Source organism: Methylobacterium sp. J-078, from assembly GCF_022829285.1.
Taxonomy (GTDB): domain Bacteria; phylum Pseudomonadota; class Alphaproteobacteria; order Rhizobiales; family Beijerinckiaceae; genus Methylobacterium.
On the sequence record NZ_JAKSYI010000120.1, the window covers coordinates 43,508 to 65,525 of the forward strand.

22 protein-coding genes and 1 tRNA gene are annotated in these 22,018 nt (G+C 71.4%); 14 read left to right on the top strand and 9 right to left on the bottom strand.

Annotated features, from left to right (window positions below; translation table 11 throughout):
* Nucleotides 1-6 precede the first annotated feature (6 nt).
* The gene (locus MKK58_RS20760; protein WP_243914416.1) at nt 7-1,017 is read right to left on the bottom strand and encodes a 1-aminocyclopropane-1-carboxylate deaminase; all 1,011 of its coding nucleotides are present in this window, start codon (nt 1,015-1,017) and stop codon (nt 7-9) included.
* A gap of 156 nt (nt 1,018-1,173) precedes the next feature.
* On the opposite strand from MKK58_RS20760, the gene MKK58_RS20765 reads away from it, so the two are divergent.
* Entirely contained in the window at nt 1,174-1,638 is a 465-nt protein-coding gene (locus MKK58_RS20765) for an Lrp/AsnC family transcriptional regulator (protein WP_243914417.1), read from the top strand.
* Nucleotides 1,639-1,676: 38 nt separating this feature from the next.
* A complete protein-coding gene (locus tag MKK58_RS20770) occupies nt 1,677-2,942 on the top strand; it encodes a D-serine ammonia-lyase (RefSeq protein WP_243914418.1) in 1,266 nt (421 codons plus the stop codon).
* A gap of 50 nt (nt 2,943-2,992) precedes the next feature.
* On the opposite strand, the gene MKK58_RS20775 is transcribed toward MKK58_RS20770, so the two are convergent.
* Nucleotides 2,993-5,245, bottom strand: a complete 2,253-nt coding sequence (locus tag MKK58_RS20775) for a Hint domain-containing protein (protein WP_243914420.1) — start codon at nt 5,243-5,245, stop codon at nt 2,993-2,995.
* A 273-nt stretch (nt 5,246-5,518) separates the two neighbouring features.
* On the opposite strand from MKK58_RS20775, the gene MKK58_RS27010 reads away from it, so the two are divergent.
* Both MKK58_RS27010 and MKK58_RS20785 read left to right on the top strand, forming a co-directional pair.
* Nucleotides 5,519-6,637, top strand: a complete 1,119-nt coding sequence (locus tag MKK58_RS27010) for a helix-turn-helix transcriptional regulator (RefSeq protein WP_243914422.1) — start codon at nt 5,519-5,521, stop codon at nt 6,635-6,637.
* Nucleotides 6,638-6,744: 107 nt separating this feature from the next.
* Nucleotides 6,745-7,029 (top strand): hypothetical protein, encoded by a 285-nt coding sequence (locus MKK58_RS20785; RefSeq protein WP_243914424.1) that lies wholly within the window; start codon nt 6,745-6,747, stop codon nt 7,027-7,029.
* A 64-nt stretch (nt 7,030-7,093) separates the two neighbouring features.
* On the opposite strand, the gene MKK58_RS20790 is transcribed toward MKK58_RS20785, so the two are convergent.
* From MKK58_RS20790 to MKK58_RS20810, 5 genes are read right to left on the bottom strand one after another with little or no spacing between them, the layout of a single operon-like run.
* A complete protein-coding gene (locus MKK58_RS20790; RefSeq protein WP_243914426.1) occupies nt 7,094-8,056 on the bottom strand; it encodes an aliphatic sulfonate ABC transporter substrate-binding protein in 963 nt (320 codons plus the stop codon).
* A 14-nt stretch (nt 8,057-8,070) separates the two neighbouring features.
* A complete protein-coding gene (locus tag MKK58_RS20795) occupies nt 8,071-8,607 on the bottom strand; it encodes a cupin domain-containing protein (protein WP_243914429.1) in 537 nt (178 codons plus the stop codon).
* A 29-nt stretch (nt 8,608-8,636) separates the two neighbouring features.
* Nucleotides 8,637-9,593 (bottom strand): ABC transporter substrate-binding protein, encoded by a 957-nt coding sequence (locus MKK58_RS20800; RefSeq protein WP_243914430.1) that lies wholly within the window; start codon nt 9,591-9,593, stop codon nt 8,637-8,639.
* Nucleotides 9,593-10,696, bottom strand: coding sequence for an LLM class flavin-dependent oxidoreductase (locus MKK58_RS20805; RefSeq protein ID WP_243914431.1), 1,104 nt, complete (start codon nt 10,694-10,696; stop codon nt 9,593-9,595). The genes MKK58_RS20800 and MKK58_RS20805 overlap by 1 nt, the downstream gene beginning before the upstream one ends.
* A 26-nt stretch (nt 10,697-10,722) precedes the next feature.
* On the bottom strand, nt 10,723-11,943 hold the full coding sequence (locus MKK58_RS20810; RefSeq protein WP_243914432.1) for an acyl-CoA dehydrogenase family protein: 1,221 nt from the start codon (nt 11,941-11,943) through the stop codon (nt 10,723-10,725).
* Between the two features lie 302 nt (nt 11,944-12,245).
* Between MKK58_RS20810 and MKK58_RS20815 the strand changes: the two genes are divergently transcribed.
* Nucleotides 12,246-13,616, top strand: a complete 1,371-nt coding sequence (locus MKK58_RS20815) for an FAD/NAD(P)-binding protein (protein ID WP_243914433.1) — start codon at nt 12,246-12,248, stop codon at nt 13,614-13,616.
* Between the two features lie 497 nt (nt 13,617-14,113).
* Here MKK58_RS20815 and MKK58_RS20820 read toward each other — a convergent pair.
* A tRNA-Glu gene (locus tag MKK58_RS20820) sits at nt 14,114-14,189 on the bottom strand.
* Between the two features lie 159 nt (nt 14,190-14,348).
* Here MKK58_RS20820 and rlmB point away from each other — a divergent pair.
* Nucleotides 14,349-15,176, top strand: a complete 828-nt coding sequence (gene rlmB, locus MKK58_RS20825; RefSeq protein WP_243914434.1) for a 23S rRNA (guanosine(2251)-2'-O)-methyltransferase RlmB — start codon at nt 14,349-14,351, stop codon at nt 15,174-15,176.
* A 21-nt stretch (nt 15,177-15,197) separates the two neighbouring features.
* Here rlmB and MKK58_RS20830 read toward each other — a convergent pair whose 3' ends face one another.
* Nucleotides 15,198-16,745: a CHAD domain-containing protein gene (locus MKK58_RS20830; protein WP_243914435.1), complete on the bottom strand. Its 1,548-nt coding sequence runs from the start codon at nt 16,743-16,745 to the stop codon at nt 15,198-15,200.
* 243 nt (nt 16,746-16,988) lie between these two features.
* On the opposite strand from MKK58_RS20830, the gene MKK58_RS20835 reads away from it, so the two are divergent.
* The 8 genes from MKK58_RS20835 to MKK58_RS20870 all read left to right on the top strand — a co-directional run bounded on the left by MKK58_RS20835 (nt 16,989) and on the right by MKK58_RS20870 (nt 21,967).
* Nucleotides 16,989-17,735 carry a TlyA family RNA methyltransferase gene (locus tag MKK58_RS20835; protein WP_243914436.1) on the top strand — a complete coding sequence of 249 codons (747 nt, stop codon included), beginning with the start codon at nt 16,989-16,991 and terminating at the stop codon, nt 17,733-17,735.
* Complete coding sequence (locus MKK58_RS20840; RefSeq protein ID WP_243914437.1) at nt 17,732-19,003, top strand: class I SAM-dependent RNA methyltransferase; 1,272 nt, start codon at nt 17,732-17,734, stop codon at nt 19,001-19,003. Before MKK58_RS20835 ends, MKK58_RS20840 begins: the two co-directional genes overlap by 4 nt.
* A 47-nt stretch (nt 19,004-19,050) precedes the next feature.
* Complete coding sequence (locus tag MKK58_RS20845) at nt 19,051-19,506, top strand: hypothetical protein (RefSeq protein ID WP_243914438.1); 456 nt, start codon at nt 19,051-19,053, stop codon at nt 19,504-19,506.
* A 99-nt stretch (nt 19,507-19,605) separates the two neighbouring features.
* Complete coding sequence (locus tag MKK58_RS20850; protein WP_243914442.1) at nt 19,606-20,157, top strand: hypothetical protein; 552 nt, start codon at nt 19,606-19,608, stop codon at nt 20,155-20,157.
* Nucleotides 20,154-20,555, top strand: coding sequence for a hypothetical protein (locus MKK58_RS20855; RefSeq protein ID WP_243914444.1), 402 nt, complete (start codon nt 20,154-20,156; stop codon nt 20,553-20,555). Before MKK58_RS20850 ends, MKK58_RS20855 begins: the two co-directional genes overlap by 4 nt.
* 105 nt (nt 20,556-20,660) lie before the next feature.
* The gene (locus MKK58_RS20860; RefSeq protein WP_238281508.1) at nt 20,661-20,921 is read left to right on the top strand and encodes a hypothetical protein; all 261 of its coding nucleotides are present in this window, start codon (nt 20,661-20,663) and stop codon (nt 20,919-20,921) included.
* Between the two features lie 83 nt (nt 20,922-21,004).
* Complete coding sequence (locus tag MKK58_RS20865) at nt 21,005-21,448, top strand: DUF2934 domain-containing protein (RefSeq protein WP_243914446.1); 444 nt, start codon at nt 21,005-21,007, stop codon at nt 21,446-21,448.
* A 234-nt stretch (nt 21,449-21,682) separates the two neighbouring features.
* Entirely contained in the window at nt 21,683-21,967 is a 285-nt protein-coding gene (locus tag MKK58_RS20870) for a hypothetical protein (protein ID WP_243914447.1), read from the top strand.
* Nucleotides 21,968-22,018: the final 51 nt, after the last annotated feature.

Below are 22,018 nucleotides of genomic sequence, written 5' to 3' on the forward strand. Positions count from 1 at the left end.
CACAGCTCAGCCGTTCCGGAAGGTGTAGCTGTAGCCGTTGAGCGCCGGAGCGCCGCCGAGATGGGCGTAGAGCACCCGCGAGCCCTTGGGGAAGAACCCCTTCTGCACGAGGTCGATCATGCCCTGCATCGACTTCCCCTCGTAGACGGGGTCGGTGATCATGCCCTCCAGGCGGGCCGAGAGGCGGATGGCCTCGACGGTCTCCTTCGAGGGCACGCCGTAGACCGGGTAGGCGTAGTCCTCGTTGAGCACGATGTCGTCGGCCGTGATCGCCGGGGCGCCGATCAGTTCGGCGGTGTTCCGGGCGATCTCCAGCACCTGCGCCTTGGTCTGCGCCGGGGTGCAGGAGGCGTCGATGCCGATGACGTTGCGGGCGCGCCCGTCGGCGGCAAAGCCCACCACCATGCCCGCATGGGAGGAGCCCGTGACGGTGCAGACCACGATGTAGTCGAAGTGCAGGCCCATCTCGGCCTCCTGGGCGCGAACTTCCTCCGCGAAGCCCACGAAGCCGAGGCCCCCGAACTTGTGCACCGAAGCGCCGGCGGGGATCGCGTAGGGCTTGCCGCCCTTGGCCTTCACGTCCTCCAGGGCCTTCGTCCAGCTCTCGCGGATGCCGATGTCGAAGCCGTCGTCGACGAGCTGCGTCTCCGCGCCCATGATGCGCGAGAGCATGATGTTGCCGACGCGGTCGTAGACGGCGTCCTCGTGCGGCACCCAGGCCTCCTGGATCAGCCGGCACTTCATGCCGATCTTGGCCGCCACCGCCGCCACCATGCGGGTGTGGTTGGACTGCACGCCGCCGATGGTCACCAGGGTGTCGGCGCCGCTCGCGATGGCGTCCGGCACGATGTATTCGAGCTTGCGCAGCTTGTTGCCGCCGTAGGCGAGGCCGGAATTGCAGTCCTCGCGCTTGGCGTAGATCAGCACGTCGCCGCCCAGATGCGCGGTGAGGCGCGGCAGGTGCTCGATCGGGGTCGGGCCGAAGGTGAGGGGATAGCGCTCGAATTTCGACAGCATGGGCTAGGGGTCCTCGGTGGTCAGTCCGGAAAAGCTAGCAAAGAGCCCGCGAAAGGTGCTCTCGAAGTTGGGGCTCGATTTTTGCGTTCCGGCTTGCCGGGCGCCGTCAGGCGCCTCAGGATTTCGCGAGATGCCCACTCAACGAAAGGATCTTCCATGCCCGAAGGTCTCGACCGGATGGACCTGAAGATTCTGCGCCTGCTCCAGGCGGACGGGCGCATGGGCAATGCCGAGATCGCTAAGCGGGTGAACACCAGCGCGGCCACCTGCCATCGCCGCATCCAGCGCCTGTTCGACGAGGGCTACGTGCGCGGGGTTCGGGCGCAGGTGGCGCCCGAGAAGGTCGGGCGCGGCTCTCTGGTCATGGTCGGCGTGGTGCTGGACCGCTCGACGCCCGAGAGCTTCGCGGCCTTCGAGGCCGCCGCGCGCGCCATGCCGATGGTGCTCGACTGCCATCTGGTGGCCGGCGATTTCGACTACTTCCTCAAGATCCGCGTCTCCGATATGGCGGATTTCAACCGCCTTCACAGCGCGACGCTGATCGCCCTGCCGGGGGTGCGCCAGACCCGGACCTTCTTCGTGATGAAGGAGGTCGTCGACGACGCGCCCCTCGACATCTGAGCGCGCCCGCATCCACCATCCGAGAAGGGACGCCGCCCATGTCCGATCAGCTTTCAGGCATCCCGGAGGCGGTGCGCGCGGGGCGGCCGACGGTCTGGCTCAATCCGCATTGCCGCCCGGCCGCCGAGGTGCTGCCCGGGCTCGCCTACGGCCTTCCCGACGTCCAGGCGGCGGAGGCGCGCTGGCGCCGCTTCGACCCGCTGCTGAAGGCCCTGTTCCCCGACCTGGAGAGCGGACGGATCGATTCCGCGCTGCTGCGGCTAGCGCCGGAGGTTGCGGCCCATGTCAGCGGCGGCGCCGACGCGGCCCTGTGGGTGAAGGCCGACCACGACTTGCCGGTGACGGGCTGCATCAAGGCACGCGGCGGGGTCTACGAGGTGCTGGTCTATGCCGAGGCGCTCGCCCTGCGGGCCGGCTGGCTGAGCCTCGGCGATTCCTATGCGCGGCTCGCCACCCCCGAGATCGCCCGTGCCCTGTCGGGCTATACCGTGGCGGTGGGCAGCACGGGCAATCTCGGGTTCAGCGTCGGGGTGATGGCCCGCGCCCTCGGCATCCAGGTCGAGGTCCACATGTCCCACGACGCCAAGGCTTGGAAGAAGCGGCGCCTGCGCGATCTCGGCGCCCGCGTGGTCGAGCATGCGGGCGATTACGGCAGCGCCGTCACGGCGGCGCGGGGCGCCTTCGCGGGACGGGCCGACGCGCATTTCGTCGACGACGAGAGCTCCGTCGACCTGTTCCTCGGCTACGCGGCGGCGGCCTTCGACCTCGAGCGCCAGCTGCGGGCCGCGAACGTCACGGTGGACGCGCAGAACCCGCTCCACGTCTACCTGCCCTGCGGGGTCGGCGGCGCGCCGGGCGGCGTGACGCTCGGCCTGAAGCTCCTCTACGGCGACGCCGTGCGCTGCATCTTCGTGGAGCCGGTGGCGGCCCCCTGCATGCTGGTGCAGCTCGCCGCCGGCCTGGACCGCCCGGTCGACGTCTACGCCATCGGCCTCGACAACCGCACGGCGGCCGACGGGCTCGCGGTCTCGCAGGCCTCGCTCCTGGTCGCCGGCACGGTGGGTGCCCTGATCGATGCGGTGGTCACGGTGGAGGACGCCGCCCTCTTCCGCTGGGTGCGCGACCTCTGGGACCGCGCCGCCCTGCGCCTCGAACCCTCGGCGGCAGCGGCCTTCGCCGCCGTGGCCCCGAGCCTCGCGGCCCGACCCGACGCCAGCAGCGGCACGCACGTGGTCTGGACCACCGGCGGGTCCCTGCTGCCGGAAGCGGAGTTCCAGGCGGCGCTCGACGCGGCGTCCTGTTGATCGAAATCCGCCGCTCGAGACCCGCCGCGATGACTCGCGTGGCAGGGGGCTCAGGCACTGTGCCGGAGCCCGCCCTTCGCCTCCGCATCCGGGGCAGGCGCGACCCAGCGGGGCAGCGGGGTGCCGCCCAGAGCCACCTCCAGGCGGAGCGCGCCGCGGCAGCCCGCCCACAAGGCCGCCGGCAGCACCGCCGCGCCGTCGGTCCAGCGCCAGGACAGACCGGCGCCGTCGCGTTCCAGCGCGTGGAAGCCCGACGACAGGCGCGGGTCGTCGAGCGCCACGCTGCGGGCACCCGTCGCGCCGTCGTCGAGGACGAGGCTGCGGATCATCACACCGAGGCGGCGGTCGTCGGCCGAACCCCGGATCACCTCGGCCGGGACGCTGCTGCCCGAGACGAGGCGCACGTCGCGCGCCGGCGCCGGCAGGTCGAAGCGGGCGGTCAGGCCGTCCAGCGCGGCCGGGATCACCCGGCCGTCGGCGACGAGATGCAGGTCCAGGGCGGGCGCCGCATCGAGTTGCCAGCCCGACGCCCGCGCCCGCGCCTCGAGCCGCGCCCGCACCGCCTCGACCACCGGGCCGTCCTCGTGGAAGGGCCGGCAGAACGGCAACGGCCCGTCGGGGCGCACGTCCGGCACCGCCCGCAGCTCGGTGACGGGGGCGTTGGCGAAGAAGCTGCGGTTGCCGCAATCCAGGTAGCTCTCGGCCGGCAGTCCCTCGGCGAGCAGGATGTCGTGGCTGTGGAGTTCGATGTGCCAGTAGGTGACGCTCTCGACCGCGACCCGGGTGAGCGTGGTCCCGTTGACGAGGCGCATGGCCGGGATCAGCACCTCGGCCCCGTCGACCGCGACGCAGAGGGCGTGGGCGGGCGAGACGGTGAGGTCGCGGGCCGGCTGTCCGGGCCCGAACGCATGCGCGGCGATGCGCACCGGCATGACGAGGCCGGGCTGCGGATCGTGGCGGAGGTCGAGCGTCCGGTGGCCGATCCAGCGGATCGGGCGCGCGGTGCCCGATCCGGTCACGACGAAGTCGCCCACCCGCAGGGCCTCGACCGCGACCTCGCCGGTGATGGTCCGGATGCGGGTGCCGGAGGCGTAGCAGACCGTGTCGGCGACGAACACGTCGCCGGCGTTGTTGGTGTCGCCGGGCACGAGGTTGGTGGCGTTGCTCTGGAAGGCGATGCGGCTGCCGTCGGACGACAACGCGCCGAAGCTACTGGCCGCGTTGCCCTGCGTACCGGAGGCGTTGACGGAGACGCGGGTCAGGGTGCCCGTGGTCAGGTCCTTCACGAAGACGTCGGAGACGATGTTGCTGTCGCCGGGCACGAGGTTGCCGGCGCGGCTCGTGAAGGTGACCTTGGTTCCGTCGGCCGAGATCCGGGCGTTTCCGGATTCCGCGTTGCCTTCGGTGCCGTCGGTGCCGGTGGAGACGCGGGTGATGGCGCCCGAAGTCAGGTTCTTGACGAAGACGTCGCTCCGGCCGTTGGTGTCGCCCGCCACGAGATTACTGGCGGTGCTTTCGAAGGCGACGAGGTTGCCGTCGCGCGATACCGAGGGGCTGAAACTGGCGCCGTTGGCCTGGGTGCCGTTGGCGGCGGTCGAGGCCCTGACGATGGCGCCGGTGGCCAACGTTTTAACGAAGATGTCCGTGGTGCCGTTGGTGTCGCCGGCCACGAGGTTGGTGGCGTCGCTCTGGAAGGCGACGCTGCCCCCGTTGCCGGCCAATGACGGGACGTTGCTGGCGCCGTTGCCCTGGGTTCCATTGGCGGCGGTCGAGGCGCGTGTGATCGCGCCGGTCGCGACGTTCTTCACGAAGATATCGATGGTCGCGTTCGTGTCGCCCCCGACGAGGTTCGTAGCCAGGCTCGAGAACCCGACCAGGCGCCCGTCGCCCGAAATCGACGGATTGGCACCGCTGTCGTCATTGCCCTGGGTGCCGTTGGCGGCCGCAGTGACAACGGAGATGTCGCCGTTCGACAGATTCTTGACCGCGATCTGCAGATTGCTCGGTTGGTCAACGATCTCGCTTCCGTCGGTCGCAAAGGCCACGGCGCTGCCGTCCGCGGCCAGCGATGGAGCAAAAGAGTTTCCGCTTAAGGACCGGCCGTCGGTTGTGCTCGAAGCCAGCACGAACTCGCCTGTCACCGCGTTCTTGACGACGACGCCGACGACTCCGCTCGGAACCCGGAGGTTGGTGGCGTTGCTGCTGAAGGCGACGAGGTTGCCGTCGCCCGAGAGGGAGGCACCGCCGCTCCCGTTGTTGGCCTGGTTTCCCTCGAAATCCGTCGAAGCGCGGGTGATGGCCATTAAATGAACCTCGCCTGAGAAACCGGGAGCGATCACGCTCGAAAGCTGGGCCGGGCGGACTGCGTCGTGACATCGACGACGCGATCGACGGCCGCCGATCGATCGGATCGGCTGCCGGCACGCGTCGTGGGTGAGCCGATCACGCGGCCCACACCTTGCAGTCCGGTCCGGGGGCTGACGTCCACCGAATGGAGGATGCGAAGCGGCGCGGCGTCAGTGTTGTAATTCGGCCACCCAGGGCCTGTCGCGCCGTAGTGCCTGTCGGAGGTGATCGTGAACGAACCGGATCCCGCGGACCTTTCCGCCGTCATCGCGCGGATCTACGACGCCGCGGTGGATCCGAAGGACTGGTCCGGCGCCATCGAGAGCGTTTGCCTGTTCGTCGGCGGCGATCAGGCGCTGATGTACTGGCACGACGCACTCAAGCCGGACGTCGACACCCTGTTCCGGTTCAACGACGACCCGCACTACACCCGGCTCTACGAGGATCGCTACGCCGCCCTGAACCCGCTGTTTCCCGCATTCGCCTTCCATCCCGTTGGGGGTGTCGTCTCGGCGAGCGACATGGTGCCCGACGCGGAGATGCAGGGGACCCGCTTCCATCGGGAATGGCTGGCGCCGCAGGGCATGACGGACTCCCTCGGCGTCGTCCTTGAGCGGGACGCGACCCGCGGCGCCTTCCTGACGGTCCAGTGGCAGGGTAAGCCGATGGAGCCGGCGGCCCGCTACCGGATGGCCCTGCTCGCCCCACACCTCCTGCGCTCCGTGGCGATCGGTCGGCTCTTCGTGAACGGCCGTCGGCGCGAGGCTGCGCTGACCGGGGCGCTCGACCACGTCGAGGCCGGTGTGCTCCTCGTCTCCGAAACCGGGCGCCTCCTGCTCGCCAACGCCCGCGGCCGGCGGATGATCGAGGAGGGACGCCTCCTTCGCGAGGTCGGCGGGCGCGTGCGGGCGACCTCGACCGTCGCCGACCGCGCCGTCTTCGAGCATCTGCGCGCCATCGGCGAGCGCGACGGAAATCCGGGCGACGACCACGCGATCCCGCTCTCGGACGCGGCCGACGGCCATTGGACGGCCACGGTCCTGCCGCTCTCCGACGAACGCCTCGGCAGCACGGGCGTCGCACAGGGCGCGGTCGCGGCGATCTTCGTGCGCTCCCCGTCACAGGCCGTCGTCAGTCCGTTGGAATCGTTCGCCCGGCGCCATCACCTCACCGCCAGCGAGATCCGGGTGGTCGAGGCGATGTTGCGCCTGACCGGCGTCGACGCCATCGCGGACGCCCTCGGGGTCGCGGGCTCGACCGTGAAGACCCACCTGAAGCACGTCTTCCGGAAATGTGGCGCCCGCACGCAGGCCGAACTCATCCGGATGATCGCGGGATTGAGCGCTTGATCGGGTCCGTGCGGCCGGCTCATGCGCCGATTCCGGCATGGGCGATCAACCACGCCACCGGGTCAGCCGTTAACGCGTGAAGGGTCGGCATCCGCGGCAGCAGCACGGTGCAGATCCATCTCAACCGCGTCGCCCGCGAAGCCCGGCGCGCCCTGCGCCAGCGGGTCGAGGCCGCCAGCCTCTCGGCCATGGGCCGGATGATCGAATGCGGCATCGGCGTGATGGCCGAGGGCGCCTTCCGGGCCCTCGGCGAGCGCCACCGGCATGCGGCCGAACTCACCGACGCCTGGGCGGTGAGCGCCCTCAACCTCTACGCCCGCAATTTTTCCGCGCTGTCGGGGCCGGCCACGCGGTTCGTCGAGGGCCTTCTCGCCCCGCAGGCCGTCGCCTAAGCTGCGTACGACGAATCTGCGAGCAGGGCAGCGACCGCGGTTCCGGTTCAGAGGGGCGGCCGTTTCAGAGGGACGGGGGCGCCCAGATCGGCAGCGCCGCGGCGTCGACGGGGCGGGGCAGCAGGCCCTCGGTGCGGAAGGCGTCCGCGATGGTCTGTTGCTCGGAGAGGCCTTCGCGGGTCACCGGCTCCACGGCGTAGCTGCGCCGGGCGTTCGCCTGGGCGACGATGGCCGGGTCGAGCTTCCACAGAGCGCCGAGGCGGGCGGCGGCGGCCTCCGGGTCGGCCTTCACCCAGGCGCCGGTCTCGCGCAGCTTGCCGAACAGGATCGCCAGCACGTCGGCGCGCCGCGTCGCGTAGTCGGCGCAGGCCAGGTAATAGCGTTTGTACTGGGATAGGCCGGTGCCGTCGCGCAGGGTCCGGGCGCCCGTCTGCCGCTCGGCCGCAGAGAGGAACGGGTCCCAGGCGACCCAGGCCTCGACGCTGCCGCTGGCGAGCGCCGCGCGGCCGTCCGAGGGCGTGAGGTAGGCGGGCTGAATCGACTTGAAGGAGAGCTTCTCCGCTGCGAGAGCCGCCAGCAGCAGGTAGTGGCTGCCGGCGCCCTTGGTCACCGCCACCTTGCGGCCTTTCAGGTCGGCCACCGACCGGATCGGCGAATCGGCCGCGACCAGGATCGCCTGCGCCGTCGGCGAGGCCGCCTCCTGGGCGATGTATGTGATCCGCGCCTGGGCGGCCTGGGCGAAGATCGGCACGGTGTCGGCGACATCCGCCGACACGTCGATCTGCCCGGCGTTCAACGCCTCCATGATCGGCAGGCCGCTGGTGAACTCGTGCCAGGAGACCGTAACGCCGAGGGGCGCCAGGGCCTTCTCCAGGGCGGCATCTTCCTTGAGCAGGGCGATCAGGGTCGAGGATTTCTGAAAACCGATGCGGAGCCTGTCCGCATCGGCGGCCCACCCGGCGTCGGGCACCAAAGCGAGGAGGCTCAAGCCGGCGGCGGCGCGCAGGGCGTGGCGGCGATGAATCATGGCGTCTTGTCTCGTCAGGGATGCTTGTGGATCGGGTCGACCCAGTGGACGGTCTCGGGCCGCTCGACGGGCTCGACATCGGTGATGTTGACCACCACGGCCTCGTTGTCGGAGCGCACCAGCACGCAGTTCAGGGGCTGGTCCGGATCGGCGTTGATCTCCTGGTGCGGCACGAACGGCGGCACGAAGATGAAGTCGCCGGGGCCGGCCTCGGCCACGTATTCGAGCCGGTCGCCCCAGCGCATCCGGGCGCGGCCCGAGACCACGTAGATCACGCTCTCCAGGGCACCGTGGTGGTGGACGCCGGTCTTGGCGTCCGGGGCGATCGCCACGGTGCCGGCCCAGATCTTCTGGGCGCCGACGCGGGCATGGTTGATCGCCGCCTGCCGGAACATGCCCGGCGTCTGGGGCGTGTTGGCGTCGAGCTTGTCGCCGGGGATCACCCGCACGCCGTCGTGCTTCCAGCGCTCGGCCGGGGCCGCGTGCGCGTGGTCGTCGGGGTGGTGGGCATGATCGTCGTGCGGGTGGGGATGGTCGTGGTCGCCGTGCATGGATCGCCTCTCGCGCTGGGGGTTGCGGCCTATCGTACCGCAGCCGCGCCCGGTTCGAAGCTGCGATCGAGGATCGCCTCGGCCTTCGGCGCGCGGGCCGCCGGGATGAGGCCGGCGCGCACGTAGAGGTCGATGTTGCGCTGCTCGTCGGCGATCACGGCGTCGTCGACCGGCACGGCGCGGTACTGGGCCCGCGCGAACCAGCGCAGGGGCACCGCCTCGGGCAGGCCGATCAGCTTCGACCAGACGGCGGCGTAGGGGGCGGGGTCCTTCAGGGCCCAGTCCCGCGCCGCCACGAGGCGCCGGCCGAAATCGGCGAGCTGCGCCCGCTTGGTCTTGAGCGCCGCATCGCTCGCCACCGCGAAGCTCAGGCCCGGGGTGATGCCGTTGCCGTCGCGCACCACCCGGGCGAGGCCGGCGAGCTCGGCGGTGGAGGTGTAGGGCTCCCAGGTCGCCCAGGCGTCGACGCTGCCGCTGGCGAGGGCGATCTTGGCATCCGCCGGCGGCAGGAAGCGCAAGGTCACGGCGCTCGCCGGCAGGCCCGCCTCTTCCAGCGCCGCGAGCACGACCTGATGGCCGATGGAGCCGCGATTCGTGGCGATGCTCTTCCCCTTCAGGTCGGAGACGGCCCGGATCGGCGAATCTTTTCCGACCAGGATCGCGAGGCCGTCCTGCCGGTTGCGGAAGGCGAGGTACGCCTTCACCGGCACCCCGGCGGCGGCCGCGAAGGTGAAGGGCGCGTCGCCCACGCCGCCGGCATCGATCGCCCCGGCATTGAGCGCTTCCAGCAGCGGGGCGGCGGCGGGAAATTCGCTCCAGTCGAGGCGGTAGGGCAGGTCGGCCAGCACGCCGGCCGCCTCCATCAGCGCGCGGGCGTTGCCGCGCTGGTCGCCGACGCGCAACACCGTCTCGTCGGCGCGAGCGAGCCCGGTCAGGGCCAAGAGAGTCGGGGCGAGGAGCGCGAGGACCGCGCGGCGGAACCGCATCACGCCGCCTCCGCTCGGGAGCCGCGCCGGGCCAGCAGCCGGCGGACGGCCGGGATGAGGTCGCGGCCATACGCGATGGCGTCCTCCAGCGGGTCGAAGCCACGGATCAGAAAGGTGCGCACCCCGAGGTCGTGATAGGCCAGCAAGGCTTCGGCGACCTGCTCGGGCGTGCCCACGAGGGCCGTGGAGTTGCCCGAGGCCCCGGTCTCCCGCGCGATGGCGGTGTAGAGGCGCGCGTCGAGGCGGTTCCCCTGCGCGGCCGCCGCCAGCAGCCGGCGTGAGCCCTCGTTCTGCGGAGCGGCCGCGGGCCCGAGCCCCTGCGCGGCCCGGGTGGCGCGGGTGCGGGCCAGGATGTCCTCCGCCCGCGCCCAGGCGGCCTCCTCGGTGTCGGCCAGGATCGGCCGGAACGACAGGCTGAAGCGCGGGTCGCGCCCGTGCGGGGCCGCCGCCGCGCGGACCGTCCGAATCGCCTCGCGAACCTGATCCAGGCTCTCGCCCCAGAGGGCGTAGGTGTCGGCGTGGCGGCCCGCTACTGCGATGGCGGCGGGTGAAGCGCCGCCGAAGAAGACCGGGATGCCGCGCGCATCGACCGGCTTCACCTCGGAGAAGGCACGCTCAACCCGGTAATGCGCGCCGGCGAAATCGAAGGGACTCGCGGCGGTCCAGACCTGACGGGCGATCGTCAGGAACTCGTCGGTGCGGGCGTAGCGCTGGTCCTTGGTGAGGTGGTCGCCGTCCTGGGCGAGCTCGCGGTCGTCGCCGCCGCTGATCGCGTGGATGGCGACGCGCCCGCCCGTGAGCTGGTCGAGGGTCGCGAACTGGCGCGCAGCCACGGTCGGGGCGGTGAAGCCGGTTCGGTGGGCGATCATCAGGCCAATGCGGTCCGTCACCGCCGCGATCTGTGCCGAGAGCAGGAGCGCGTCGGGCGCGGTGGCGTAGAACGCCACCAGGATGCGGTCGAACCCGCCCCATTCGTGGGCCTGGGCGATGAGGCGCAGGTAATCCCGGTCGATGGCCGGGCCTTCCGGCGCGTGGGTCTCCGACTGGTAGCGGGGGGCGGCGAAACCGATGAACTCGATCGCGTCGGGGCTGGGAAAGCGCATGGGATCTCCTTCGCTCAAGGGTTCGGTCAGAGGCCGAGGGCGGCCCGGCCGGCGGCGGCGCGCACGGCATCGCCCTGCGGCCAGTGGATGCGCCCGCACAGCACGTCGCGCAGGTGCCGCTCCAGCGGGTTGGCCCGCGACAGGCCGGGATTGCCGGCAAGCTCCACCGCGCGCTGCACCACCGCGACGGCGTTCTCCGTCACGGTGAGCTTCAGGAAGCCGGAATCCTGCACCGAGGGCGGCTGCCCGCGATCCGTCTCCTCTGCGAGGGCGCGGATCAGGCGGGCGTCGAGGGCGAGGAGCCGGGCGTTCTCGCCCGCGGCCTCCTGGAAACGGGGCAGGGCCGCCAGATTCTGGCCGAGGCTGCCCGGCCGGCGCTCCTGCGCGAAGGCCGTGAACCAGTCTTGCGCCGCCCGCGCCACCCCGTCGTAGAGGGCGGCGAGCAGCACGGCGTTCCAGGCCTGCTGGACCGGATCGGGCGCGCCCCAGCCTTCGGGCGCGCGCAGATCCACGGCATGGTCGGCGGGCACGAGGACATCGTCGAGGACGACGTCGTGGCTGCCGCTGGCACGCAGACCGAGGTGGTCCCAGGTTTCGACAATACGCAGGCCCGGGGCGTTCATCGGCACCAGCAGATTGCCGACGCGCGGCGCGGCCTCGTCGGTCGCCACGAAGACGAGGCCGTAGGCCAGGGCCTCGCAGCCCGTGGAGTAGATCTTGCGCCCGCTGACGCGCCAGCCCTCCGGGGTCGCCCGTGCCACGGTCGCGGGGCGTCCGCCGCGCGCGGGCGTGCCGAGTTCGGGCTCCACCCGGAGGGCGTTGATGAGCGCGCCGTCGCTCACGGCTGCGCGCCCGACCCGGTCGGCGAGGGCAGGGGGCCAGGCCCCACGCCGATGGATCAGCCCGTGCTGGATGAGGTGCATGGTCAGCACCAGGGCGGTGGAGGGATCGCCCTGCGCGAGCGTGCCGATGACCTCGGCCGCCCGCGCCAGCCTGGCACCGGCCCCGCCGAGACGCTCCGGCACGGTCAGCCCCATCAGGCCCGCCGCCCGCAGATCCGCGATGTTGTCCTGTGCGAGGCGCCCCGCGCGGTCATGCCCGGCCGCCCGCTCGGCGAAGAGCCGGGCGAGGTCGCGCAGGACCGAGTCGCGCTGATGGGATGCGGGAAACGTCGGGATGGGACGGCTCGAAGGTGACCGGGGGAGGGGACCCGGGGACGAAAACATCCGGGGAGAAAGCGCGCGCATCGTCCCGCCGGCTGCACCCCGAGTCAACGGGAACGTTCTTTTTTTAGAACTAGCGCTCGGGGAATAGTCTTTCACGCTTGCGTCAGCGACGAGGATTATCTTGCGGTTCAGGGGTATTAACCCCCCGATGACCGTTCTGTCGTATTCAAGATACTCCGCACGACCATGTCGGGAGCGCCTTCCCCCCGTCGTCTTGTTCTCTATAACGAACGCTCCCGAGGGCCGCGCCACGGATCGACGATCAGGGTCGCGGCAGCTCAGGACGCGCCAGATCAGGACCGACCGGACATGGAGCACACGCGATGACAGCGATCGAGGGGCCCCATCCCGTCCTGGTGGTGGGGGGCGGCTTCAGCGGTCTGATGGCGGCGACGCAGTTGCTGCGCGCGCTGCCGCCCGACCGTTCGGTGCTGCTCTACGAGCGCGCCCATCCACCCGGCCGGGGCCTCGCCTACGGAACAGCGAACCCGGACCACCTGCTCAATCTGCGCGCGACGCAGATGAGCGCCGATCCCGAGCGGCCGCAGGACTTCGCGGACTGGCTCGCCCGCACGGCGTTCGATGCGGCCGAGCGCGCCGGCATCCGCAGCACGCCGGCCGGCACCTTCGCGGCGCGGGGGCTCTACGGGCGCTATCTCTCCGAGCACCTCGCCCGCCTGGAGGTGGGGGCCGGCGCGCGCCTGCGGGTCGTGCGCGAGAATCTGAGCGACTTGGAGCCCCGCCCGGGCGGCCTCGTCGCCCACGCGGCGGACGGCACGCGCCGTCCCGTCTCGGCCGCGATCCTCGCCATGGGCAACCTACCCGGCCCCGTCGCCGCGCAGAGCCGGCACCAGCGCGATCCCTGGGACGCCGGGGCGCTCACCGACCTCGATCCCGCCCGCGACGTACTCATCGTCGGCACAGGCCTGACCATGATGGATGCGGTCGCGACCCTGCGCCGCCAGGGCTTTGGCGGTCGCATCGTCGCCGTGTCCCGCCGGGGCCTCGTGCCGAAACCGCACGCGCCGGTGCCGGCCGGGCCGCGCCCGTGCTTCGACGCGGCGACCCGCGCCTCTGTCCGGAAGCTCCTCGCCTGGGGCCGCGCCGAGATCGCCGCCGCGCACCGGGCCGGCACCGACTGGCGCAGCGTGGTCGACGCCCTGCGCCCCATCACGGACGAACTCTGGACGGGTCTGCCCCGGGCCGAGCAGGCGCGCTTCCTGCGCCACCTGCGCCCGTACTGGGACGTGCACCGCCACCGCACGGCGCCACCGGCCGCCGACACCGTCGCGCAGGAGATCGCGCGCGGCACCCTGGTCCTCCGGGCCGGGCGCATCCGCGCCGTCGCGGACGACGCGGCCGGGGCCCTGGTCACGCTCCAGCCACGCGGGGGCGGCAACACCTGCACGCTCGCGGTCCAGGCTATCTTGGACGCCACGGGTTTCAGCCGCCTTGCCGAGACGCGGGACCCCCTGGTGCGCAACCTGCTGGCCCGCGGCCTCGTCCGGCCCGGGCCGTTCGGCCTCGGCCTCGACGCGGCCCCGGAGGGGCGGCTGCGCGGGACCGATGCGCCCCTCTGGGCGATGGGCCCGCTCCTGCGCGGCACGCTCTGGGAGTGCATCGCCGTGCCCGACATCCGCGACGCCTCGGTCGGCCTCGCCGCCGCGGTCGCCGGATATCTCGCCCCCGCCTGACAGGATCTGCGGAACGGTCTGGAGGCGGCCCGACCGCGCCGGGGGTGGCCCCGAGGTCCGTCGCATCGAAGGGCTGACGGCCTTCTTTTGCATCCCCTACGAGGAGACGCGCCAACTCGTCAGCCACAACCTCCTCAACCGCGGGCATGACCGCTCGGTGCACGGAGGATGGTGGCGGGGCCCCCTCGCCGCGCCTTGCCCTTTCGGCGGCCTCGAAGTCCGCAGAGCATTGCGATCAGATCGGAGGGGGCGCCTTCTTCACCCTGGCGTAATCCATCGAGCGAAAACTCACCTTCCACACGGACTTCCCGCGCAAAGGCTCGGGCAACAGGGGTCGGAGGGCAGGGGGGATCACCCGGCGGAAGCGAAGACCCCGCTCGGCACACGGACAACGTAGGAGAGCCGTGACACGGTTTGCACTCGATTTTGGTACGAGCACAAAGCCGAAAGCACACTGATTTCTGAAGCTTCGGCCGTCACAGCCACTTAAGGCTTTGTGGCGCGCCCTACGGGAATCGAACCCGTGTTTTCGCCGTGAAAGGGCGACGTCCTGGACCGCTAGACGAAGGGCGCTGCTGCGGCGAGGGGTTCTATATGCGGCTTCCTTCGCCGGGGCAACGGGGTTCGGGCAACTCGTTTGCCGCTTGACGAACCTGGCCGCGGCCGGTTTGTCGGGAGTTCCATCGGCGCGCCCGCCCTTTCCGTGGCGGCCGGACAGCGGACTTGAAATTCATGACGACGCGACGCGACGGCCCGCCGGGCCCGAGGACGACCAAACCCGGCTTCGCGCGCGGGCCCTTCCGGCGCGGGCCGGCCCAGAACCAGCGCGGCGCCGCGAGCGTCGCGGCCGCCTCCGGCGACCACGTGGTGCTGTATGGCTGGCATCCCGTGGCGCAGGCCCTCGCCAACGAGGGGCGCAAGCTGCATCGCCTCCTCGCGACGGAGAACGCCATGGCGCGGCTCACCGAGGAGATCGGCACCCTGCGGATCGACCCCGAGATGGTGCGTCCCAGCGCCATCAACGCCCTGCTCGGGCCGGACGCCGTGCACCAGGGCCTTTACCTCGAGGCCGACCCGCTGCCGGGGCCGGACCTCGACGACCTGGGCGATGACGTTCTGCTTCTGGCCCTCGACCAGATCACCGATCCCCACAATGTCGGCGCCATCGTGCGCACGGCCGCCGCCTTCGGGGTCGCGGGCATCATCACCACAGCCCGGCATTCGCCGAATGCAACCGGCGTCCTCGCCAAATCCGCCTCCGGCGGCCTGGAGCACGTCCCCCTGATCGTGGTGCGCAACCTGTCGGATGCCCTGGTCGATCTCGGTAAGCGCGGCTTCACCCGGATCGGCCTCGACTCGGACGCCGATACCGCCCTCGACAGCATCGGTCCGAAGCGGCCGGCGGTGATCGTGCTGGGCGCCGAGGGCAAGGGCCTGCGCCAGCGCACCCGCGACAATTGCGATGTGCTGGCCCGCATCCCGTTCAGCAGCGAGATCCGCAGCATCAACGTCTCGAACGCCGCCGCCATCACCCTCTATGCCCTCAGCCCCCGGGGCTGAGAGCTACGCGTCACCGAGCCGTCAGCGCCAGAACGGCTTCACGTCCATGAGGTCGCCATGGGCCTCGGCGGCGGCCTTGAGGAGCTTGCGTGCATCGGCCTCGTTGTCGGCGGCCGCCAGACCCGCCGCGAACAGCGTCTCGCTCGCCACCGGGGGATGATCCGGCGAGACGACGAGGCTGGCCAGCACCGTGTGGGCGGTGGCCTGATCGTTCAGGGCGCCGAGGTGGTCCTGCAGGTCAGACAGAGCCGCCGCGAAGGCCTTGTGGCGCTTGCGTGCCTTCTTGTCCGCGAAGAGGCTCGCGAAGAAATCGGCGCCGTAGCGCAGCTTCTTCGCCTCGATCCGGACCTCGTGGCGCGCCTCCGGATCGAGACGGTCGAGGTGACGTCCGCGCTTGGCGATGCGCTTGCGGGCGCGGTCCAGTACGTCCGCCGCATAAGCCTCGGCGGGCCTGTCACGCTCGGTCGCGTCCTGCAGCGTGCGCCACGCGCCGCTCTCCAGCCAGCCGGCGAGGTCGAGGATCAGGCTGCGCCATTCCTGCGATTCGAGGATGGCGAGCACCGCGTCGTAAGCGCGAGTCCGCTCGGCCTCGAGGCGGGCCTGCAGGTCCTCCAGGCCGGGCTCGTCGGGACGCTTGGCGATCTCCGCCGGCAACGTCTCGGCCAGGAAGACGTCGAGGTTGCGCGCATGCCCGAACGGGTCGGTCACGCGCTTGATCTCGGTCCGCAGGTGTGCGGCCGTCGAATCCTGGGCGAGCACCGGCTTGAACAGCGTGAAGGCCGAACGCAGGCGACGCAGGGCGACGCGCAGTTGGTGCAGCGCCTCCGGATCGTGGTTGTGCAGGAACACGTCCTCGTTCCGGCGCAGCTGCCCGAGGCAGGCCTGGGCGATCGCCCGGAAGGCGTCGCCCGCCGTGTCCTTTGGCGCGAGCTGCACGGGGCCAGCCTTGCTCGGGCGCCGGAATGTGCCGTCGACGAGGGCGAAGCCGCGGGCACTCTTGCTCAGGGCGCCTAGGCGCAGGGGGACGGTCTCAGCCAGGGCCTGCGCCAGGGTGAAAAGATCCTCCGGCCGGCCCTCCGCCAGTTCGAGCTCCAGCTCCCACAGAGGCGCGTCACCGTTCGGCGTCTCGATCCGGCCCTGGTCGAATGCCACCGCGATGCGCGAGGCCCCGTAGGCGATCGCGCGGCTCCGGCGCTCCACCAGGGTGGAGAACAGCGGCACCAGGGTCGGGTCGGACGCCGCGTCGAGGAGGGCCGGCACCGGGGTGTCGGTCAGTCGCGCGAGATCGGGCTGCGCATCGTCGACAGGCCCCTCCCATTCGGACCGATCGAACAGGCCGGCTCCGGTCGAGGCGGCCTTGACCGTCTGGAGATAGGCCTCGCCCTCGCGGCGGACCCGCAGGGTGAGACCGGCCGTGCGCAGATCACCCGCCGCGGTGTCGTAGTAGGTCGAGGTCAGGAACGCCGATTGCTCGGGCTCCGCGGAATGCAGGAACGGATGGCGGGCCAGTTCGGCGAGGTCGGCGCCCTCGCATTGCAGTTTCAGTTCGATTTCCCGTGGCGCGTCCATGTCTCGTCCTGCTCGTCGGCCTGATCCGCCGGCCTCGATGGATCGAACGGCCCGCGAACCGGGGAAAACCGGAGGGAGCGCAACCGTTCCGCGCGGAGTCAGCCGCGTTCCCGTCCTGTATGGAGCAGCGCTCCGGCCTTCGGCGACCGAAATCTTCACGATTTTCGTTCGCCGCGCGGGCGTTGTGGTGTAGCGCAGGGCACCGGCCACGGCCGGGTTCGGGCAGTCTCGTTGGGCGTATCGATGAATCGGGAGCGGCTCAGGGCCGATCGGCTGCTGGTCGAGCAGGGTCATTTCGAGACGCGGGCACGGGCGCAAGCGGCCATCGCGGCAGGCCTCGTGCAGGCCGACGACCGTCCGGTGACGCGCCCCTCCGACCTTCTGGCCCGCGACGCGCGCATCAGCGCCCGCGCGCCGCACCCCTTCGTCTCACGGGGCGGCCTCAAGCTGGTGGCAGCCCTCGATTCGTTCGGGATCGATCCGGCGGGCCTGGTCTGCCTCGATGTCGGGGCGTCCACCGGCGGCTTCACCGATGCGCTGCTCACGCGGGGAGCCGCGCATGTCTACGCCGTGGATGTCGGGCGCGAGCAATTCCACGCCACGCTGCGGGGCGACCCGCGCGTGACCTCCCTGGAAGGTCGAGACGCCCGCAGCCTCGACCGGGATGCGATCCCGATCGCGCCGGCCCTCTGCGCGATCGACGTGAGCTTCATCTCGCTACGCCTCGTTCTGCCGGCGATCCTGCCCCTGCTGGCCCCGGGGGCCGTCCTCGCGGCGTTGATCAAGCCGCAATTCGAGGCGGGACGCGAACGGATCGGCCGGGGCGGGATCGTGCGCGACCCGGAGATCCACGCCGAGATCTGCGACGCGCTATCCGCCTTCATCGCCGGTTCGGGGATGACGATCCTCGGCCTGATCCCGTCGCCCGTCACCGGCGGCGACGGCAACCGCGAGTTCCTGATCGGGGCGCGCCTGGATTCCCGACCATGACCGAAACCCCGACCGAAATTGTCCCGACCGAAACCCTGGAGATCCGCCGCCTCGGCGCGCGGGGCGACGGCATGGCCGAGGACGGCACCGCGGTGGCGCTGGCGCTGCCGGGCGAGCGCGTCACGGTGCGGCGTGCGGGCGTGCGGGCGCAACTCGTCGCCGTCGAGCGCGCATCGCCGGAGCGGATCGACCCCTTCTGCCCGTATTTCGGGACCTGTGGCGGCTGCGCCGTGCAGCACCTCGCGCCGGAGCCCTACGCGGCCTGGAAGCACGGCCAACTCGTCCAGGCGCTGTCCCAGGCGCACCTCGCCGTGGAACCGGCGCCGCTGGTCGACGCGCGCGGGGAGGGCCGCCGACGCCTCACGCTGCACGTGCGCGCCAGGGACGGCCGGGCCGAGGCCGGGCTCATGGCCGCCCGCAGCCACGACCTCGTCGCGATCGACCGATGCCCCATCACCGTGCCGGACCTGCACCGGGCGCCCGCCGTCGCGGAGGCGCTGAGTGCCCCCCTCGGGCACGGCCGCAAGCCCCTCGACGTGGGCTTCACGGCCACCGAGGCCGGGCTCGACGTGGACATCCGCGGCCACGGGCCGGCCGCGGAGGGCGTGCGCGCCGCTCTGGTGCGGCTGGCGAGCGACCTCGACCTTGCCCGGCTCAGCCTTCACGGGGAGGTTCTGGTGGAGCGCCGGGCGCCCGCGATCACGACCTCGGGCCTGCGGCTGGTGCCGCCGGCCGGGGGGTTCCTCCAAGCCACGGCGGCCGGCGAGGCCGTGCTGGCCGAGGCCGTCGTGGCCGCCCTCGACAAGAAGACCAAGCGCGTGGTCGACCTGTTTTCCGGCAGTGGGCCCTTCACCCTCGCGATGGCGCGCACCCGCGACGTGCACGCGGTGGAGGGGGAGGCCGCCGCTCTCGCGAGCCTCGACCGGGCGGTCCGCGCCGTACCGGGCCTGCGTCAGGTCACCACCGAGCGGCGCGACCTGTTCCGGCGGCCGCTGCTGCCCCTCGAACTCGAGACCTACGACGCCGTGGTGTTCGATCCGCCCCGGGCGGGTGCGGGCGCCCAGGCGACGCGGATCGCCGAATCGAAGGTGCCCCTGGTCATCGGGGTCGCCTGCGACGTCGGTACGTTCGCCCGCGATGCTGCCACGCTGATCGCCGGCGGCTACACCCTGGAGACGGTCACGCCGATCGATCAGTTCGCCTATTCGGGGCATGTCGAGGTGGTGGGCGTGTTCCGGCGTCCGCGCCCGCCGCGCAAGCGGCTCTGAACGGGCCCAAGCTCGACAAAGCGCGCACGGCCCTTAGGTGATGGCTCATGCGCGCGCTCATCCTCGCCTCCGGCCTCGTCGCCGGGCTCTTCGCCCTCTCCGGTCCCGCCCGAGCGGATGCCTGCGGCGATCTGATCGATCGGGTGGTCGCCGGCACCCAGGCGACCCTCGTGAAGCGGACGGCGGACTTCGCCGAACTCAAGGCGAGCGACGGCATCGGGATGACGCTGGCGTGCGGGCAGCTCTCCGCCGTGGGCGTGCAGTTCCGCGGCACGCCCCTGCCGGAGGCCTATTTCCCGCTGTTCGGCCGCGCCGGCCATGCCACCACGGGGATCGCGGCCGACGTGATCGCGGCGGCCGGGCAGAAGGCCCGCGAGGCCGCCGTGACGACGCGGCACAGCAACGTCGATGCGGGCAACGCCCTGGTCACCTGTTCGCTGTCGAATTCCAGCGGGAGCCCGGTCACCGCCTGCGCGGTGATCGACAAGGACGATTCCCGCTGAAACGGGATCAGGACCGCATTGCGATCAGCATGTAGCCGGAATAGGCGAGGGCGGCCGCCATGAGGAGGTAGACGTTCGGTTCCATGGCGCCGCGTCTAGGTGCAGCGCAACACGCCGTCGATCCGACGCCGTGCCGCTGCGGCATCGCGTTCGCTTCAGGTCGTGTTAACCCTGTTCCGGGAAAGCTTCATCTCTCCTCACGCTCCCTGGGAGCGCCCCACCGCCGATCCTGCCGAGGAGCCGATGCCGCATCCCATCCGCCCCGCTCCGGCGATCGCCGTATTCGTGCTTGCCATCGTGTCGACCATCGGGACGGTCGATGGCGCCTCGGCGCAGGAGCCATTGTTCTTGCGCATCCGCCCGGCGGGGGATACGCCCGCCGGTCTCGGCAGTGCGGGTTCCTCGGATGAGGAGATCATCCGGGCAGCCCGGGCGCGCAGCGAAGCGGTTTGGCAGCGTGCCGAGGCGCGGTCCCGGATCGCCATCGCGTCGGTCTGCACGGGCTGCATTCCGGTATCGCGCCCGGCAGAGCCCGTCCCAGCGCAGCTCCCACCGAGCCCGTCCGCCCCGCCCGCGGACGGCGTCGCCACCCCCGCGGCCGGTCCCCCGGCCGCACCGATCCAGCCCCTCGCACAGGCAGACGCCCCATGACGCAGTCCCACCCGACCAGTGGCGCCGTTCCCGATCCGGACTGCCCGGTTTCCCTCGATCTCCTCGGACAGGTCTACCGGGCCGACGCCGACGATCTGCCGGAGATCCTGGCGGCGATGTCGACGACCACGCGGGCGCGCCTCGCGGTCTACCTCTACGGCAAGAGCCACATGCACCAACTCGGCCTGCGCGTGGCGCGGGAATGCGAGCGCGAGGACCTCGTCCGGGTCGCCGACGAGATCGGCTCGGTCGTCTACGGCCAGTCCCGCCTCAAGCCCGCCCGGCCCGCGACGCCGAGCCCGGCCGCCGCGCCGCCCAAGAAGATCAGCCTCGGCGGCTCGGGCACGAAGAAGATCAGCCTCGGCGGCTCCGGCGCCAAGAACCGTCTGTTCGACTGAAGATCGCCTGGCCGGCCGATCTCTCCCAAGATGCAGCCCGCGCCGCGACGGACGCGGGCTGCCCGGCATCGCCCTCCCGCCATACCACCTTCGGAATCCCCCTGCATGTTCGGTTCGTGGTTGAAGCTCAGCATGGACGCGACGCTGCTCGCCATGGAATCGCAGCAGGTGATCGGGATGCGGTTGGCGATGTTCTCGCTCGGCGGCAGCGCCGCACAGGCCGAGGCGCAGCGGATGGTCACCGAGAAGATCATGGCGGCCAACGAGGCCGCCCTGCTCATCGCCACGGGCGGTTCCACGTCCCGCGTCGTGGCCGGTTACCGGCGCAAGGTCAGGGCGAATGTCCGCCGCCTGTCGAAGCGATAGCGCCGGAGTTCCTTAACCACCTCTTAACCACGAGCTTTCATCCTTTGGCCGAACGATCGGACCGCAAGGACAAGGAGCGTGTGATGACTCAACGCGAGCAACAGGTGCGGGAACGCGCCTATTTTATCTGGGAGGGCGAAGGCCGCATCTTTGGCCGGGCCGAGGCCCATTGGCTTCAGGCCGAGACGGAGTTGCAGGCGAGCCTGACCCCGGCGCCCCTGCATGTCCAGACCGCCGCGCCGGACATCACGCTCGCGCCGAGCCCCGCCCAGGTTCTCGCTGAGTCGCTGAAGGCGAAGCCGAGCCGGACCCGCAGCGTGACCGCGACGGTCGAGACCAAGGTGAAGTCCGCCGCCGCCAAGGCCTCGGCCGACGTCACGCCGAAGCCGGCAAAGTCTGCGAAGTCGGTCGCGGCCAAGCCCCCCGCCGGCAAGACCCCTTCGGTGAAGGCCGAGCCGGCCGCCAAGGCCCGGGCACCGAAGGCCGCCGCGCGTCCGCGCGCCGAGGCCGTCGCCAGCGTCCACTAGGCTTGCCCGTCTGGCGAAGGTCTCGGCGCGCGGACGCGCGGCGGCCTTCGCCGATCACGTCGAATCGAATCTGCAAAGCCCGCTGCCTCGAGACCCGAGGCGCGGGCTTTTCCGTTGGCCCCTGCGGCTTGTCCCGTCCCGGAACGAAGCAGCACCTTGGCCGTTGTCGGCGCAGAGTGATTCGGCGCGGCCACCCTTGATGGCGGCGCGCCCGTCGATCCGCGAGAGGCTCCCATGAGGACCACGATCTCCACCCTTCTGGCCGTCAGCCTGGCGGGATTGCCCATCGGCGCGGTGGCGGGCCCTGCGTATCGCGGCGCGCCCCTGGTCCTCGACGTGGATGCCACCGGGGGCGTCGGCGGCCGCGCGCCCTGGAGCCGCAACTGGGAATACGATTCCGGCAGCGACAACGACCGCCGCCCCGAATTGCCTTACTATCAGCAGGGACGCGGCCAGCAGACGGGCGGCCCCGCCCGCAATCTCCTGCCCGACGACGGCCTCCACATCTTCCCGCGCTGATCGGCTGACGTCGGAACAGCAGGACGCACCGGCCGTTTGCCCGGGCAGCAC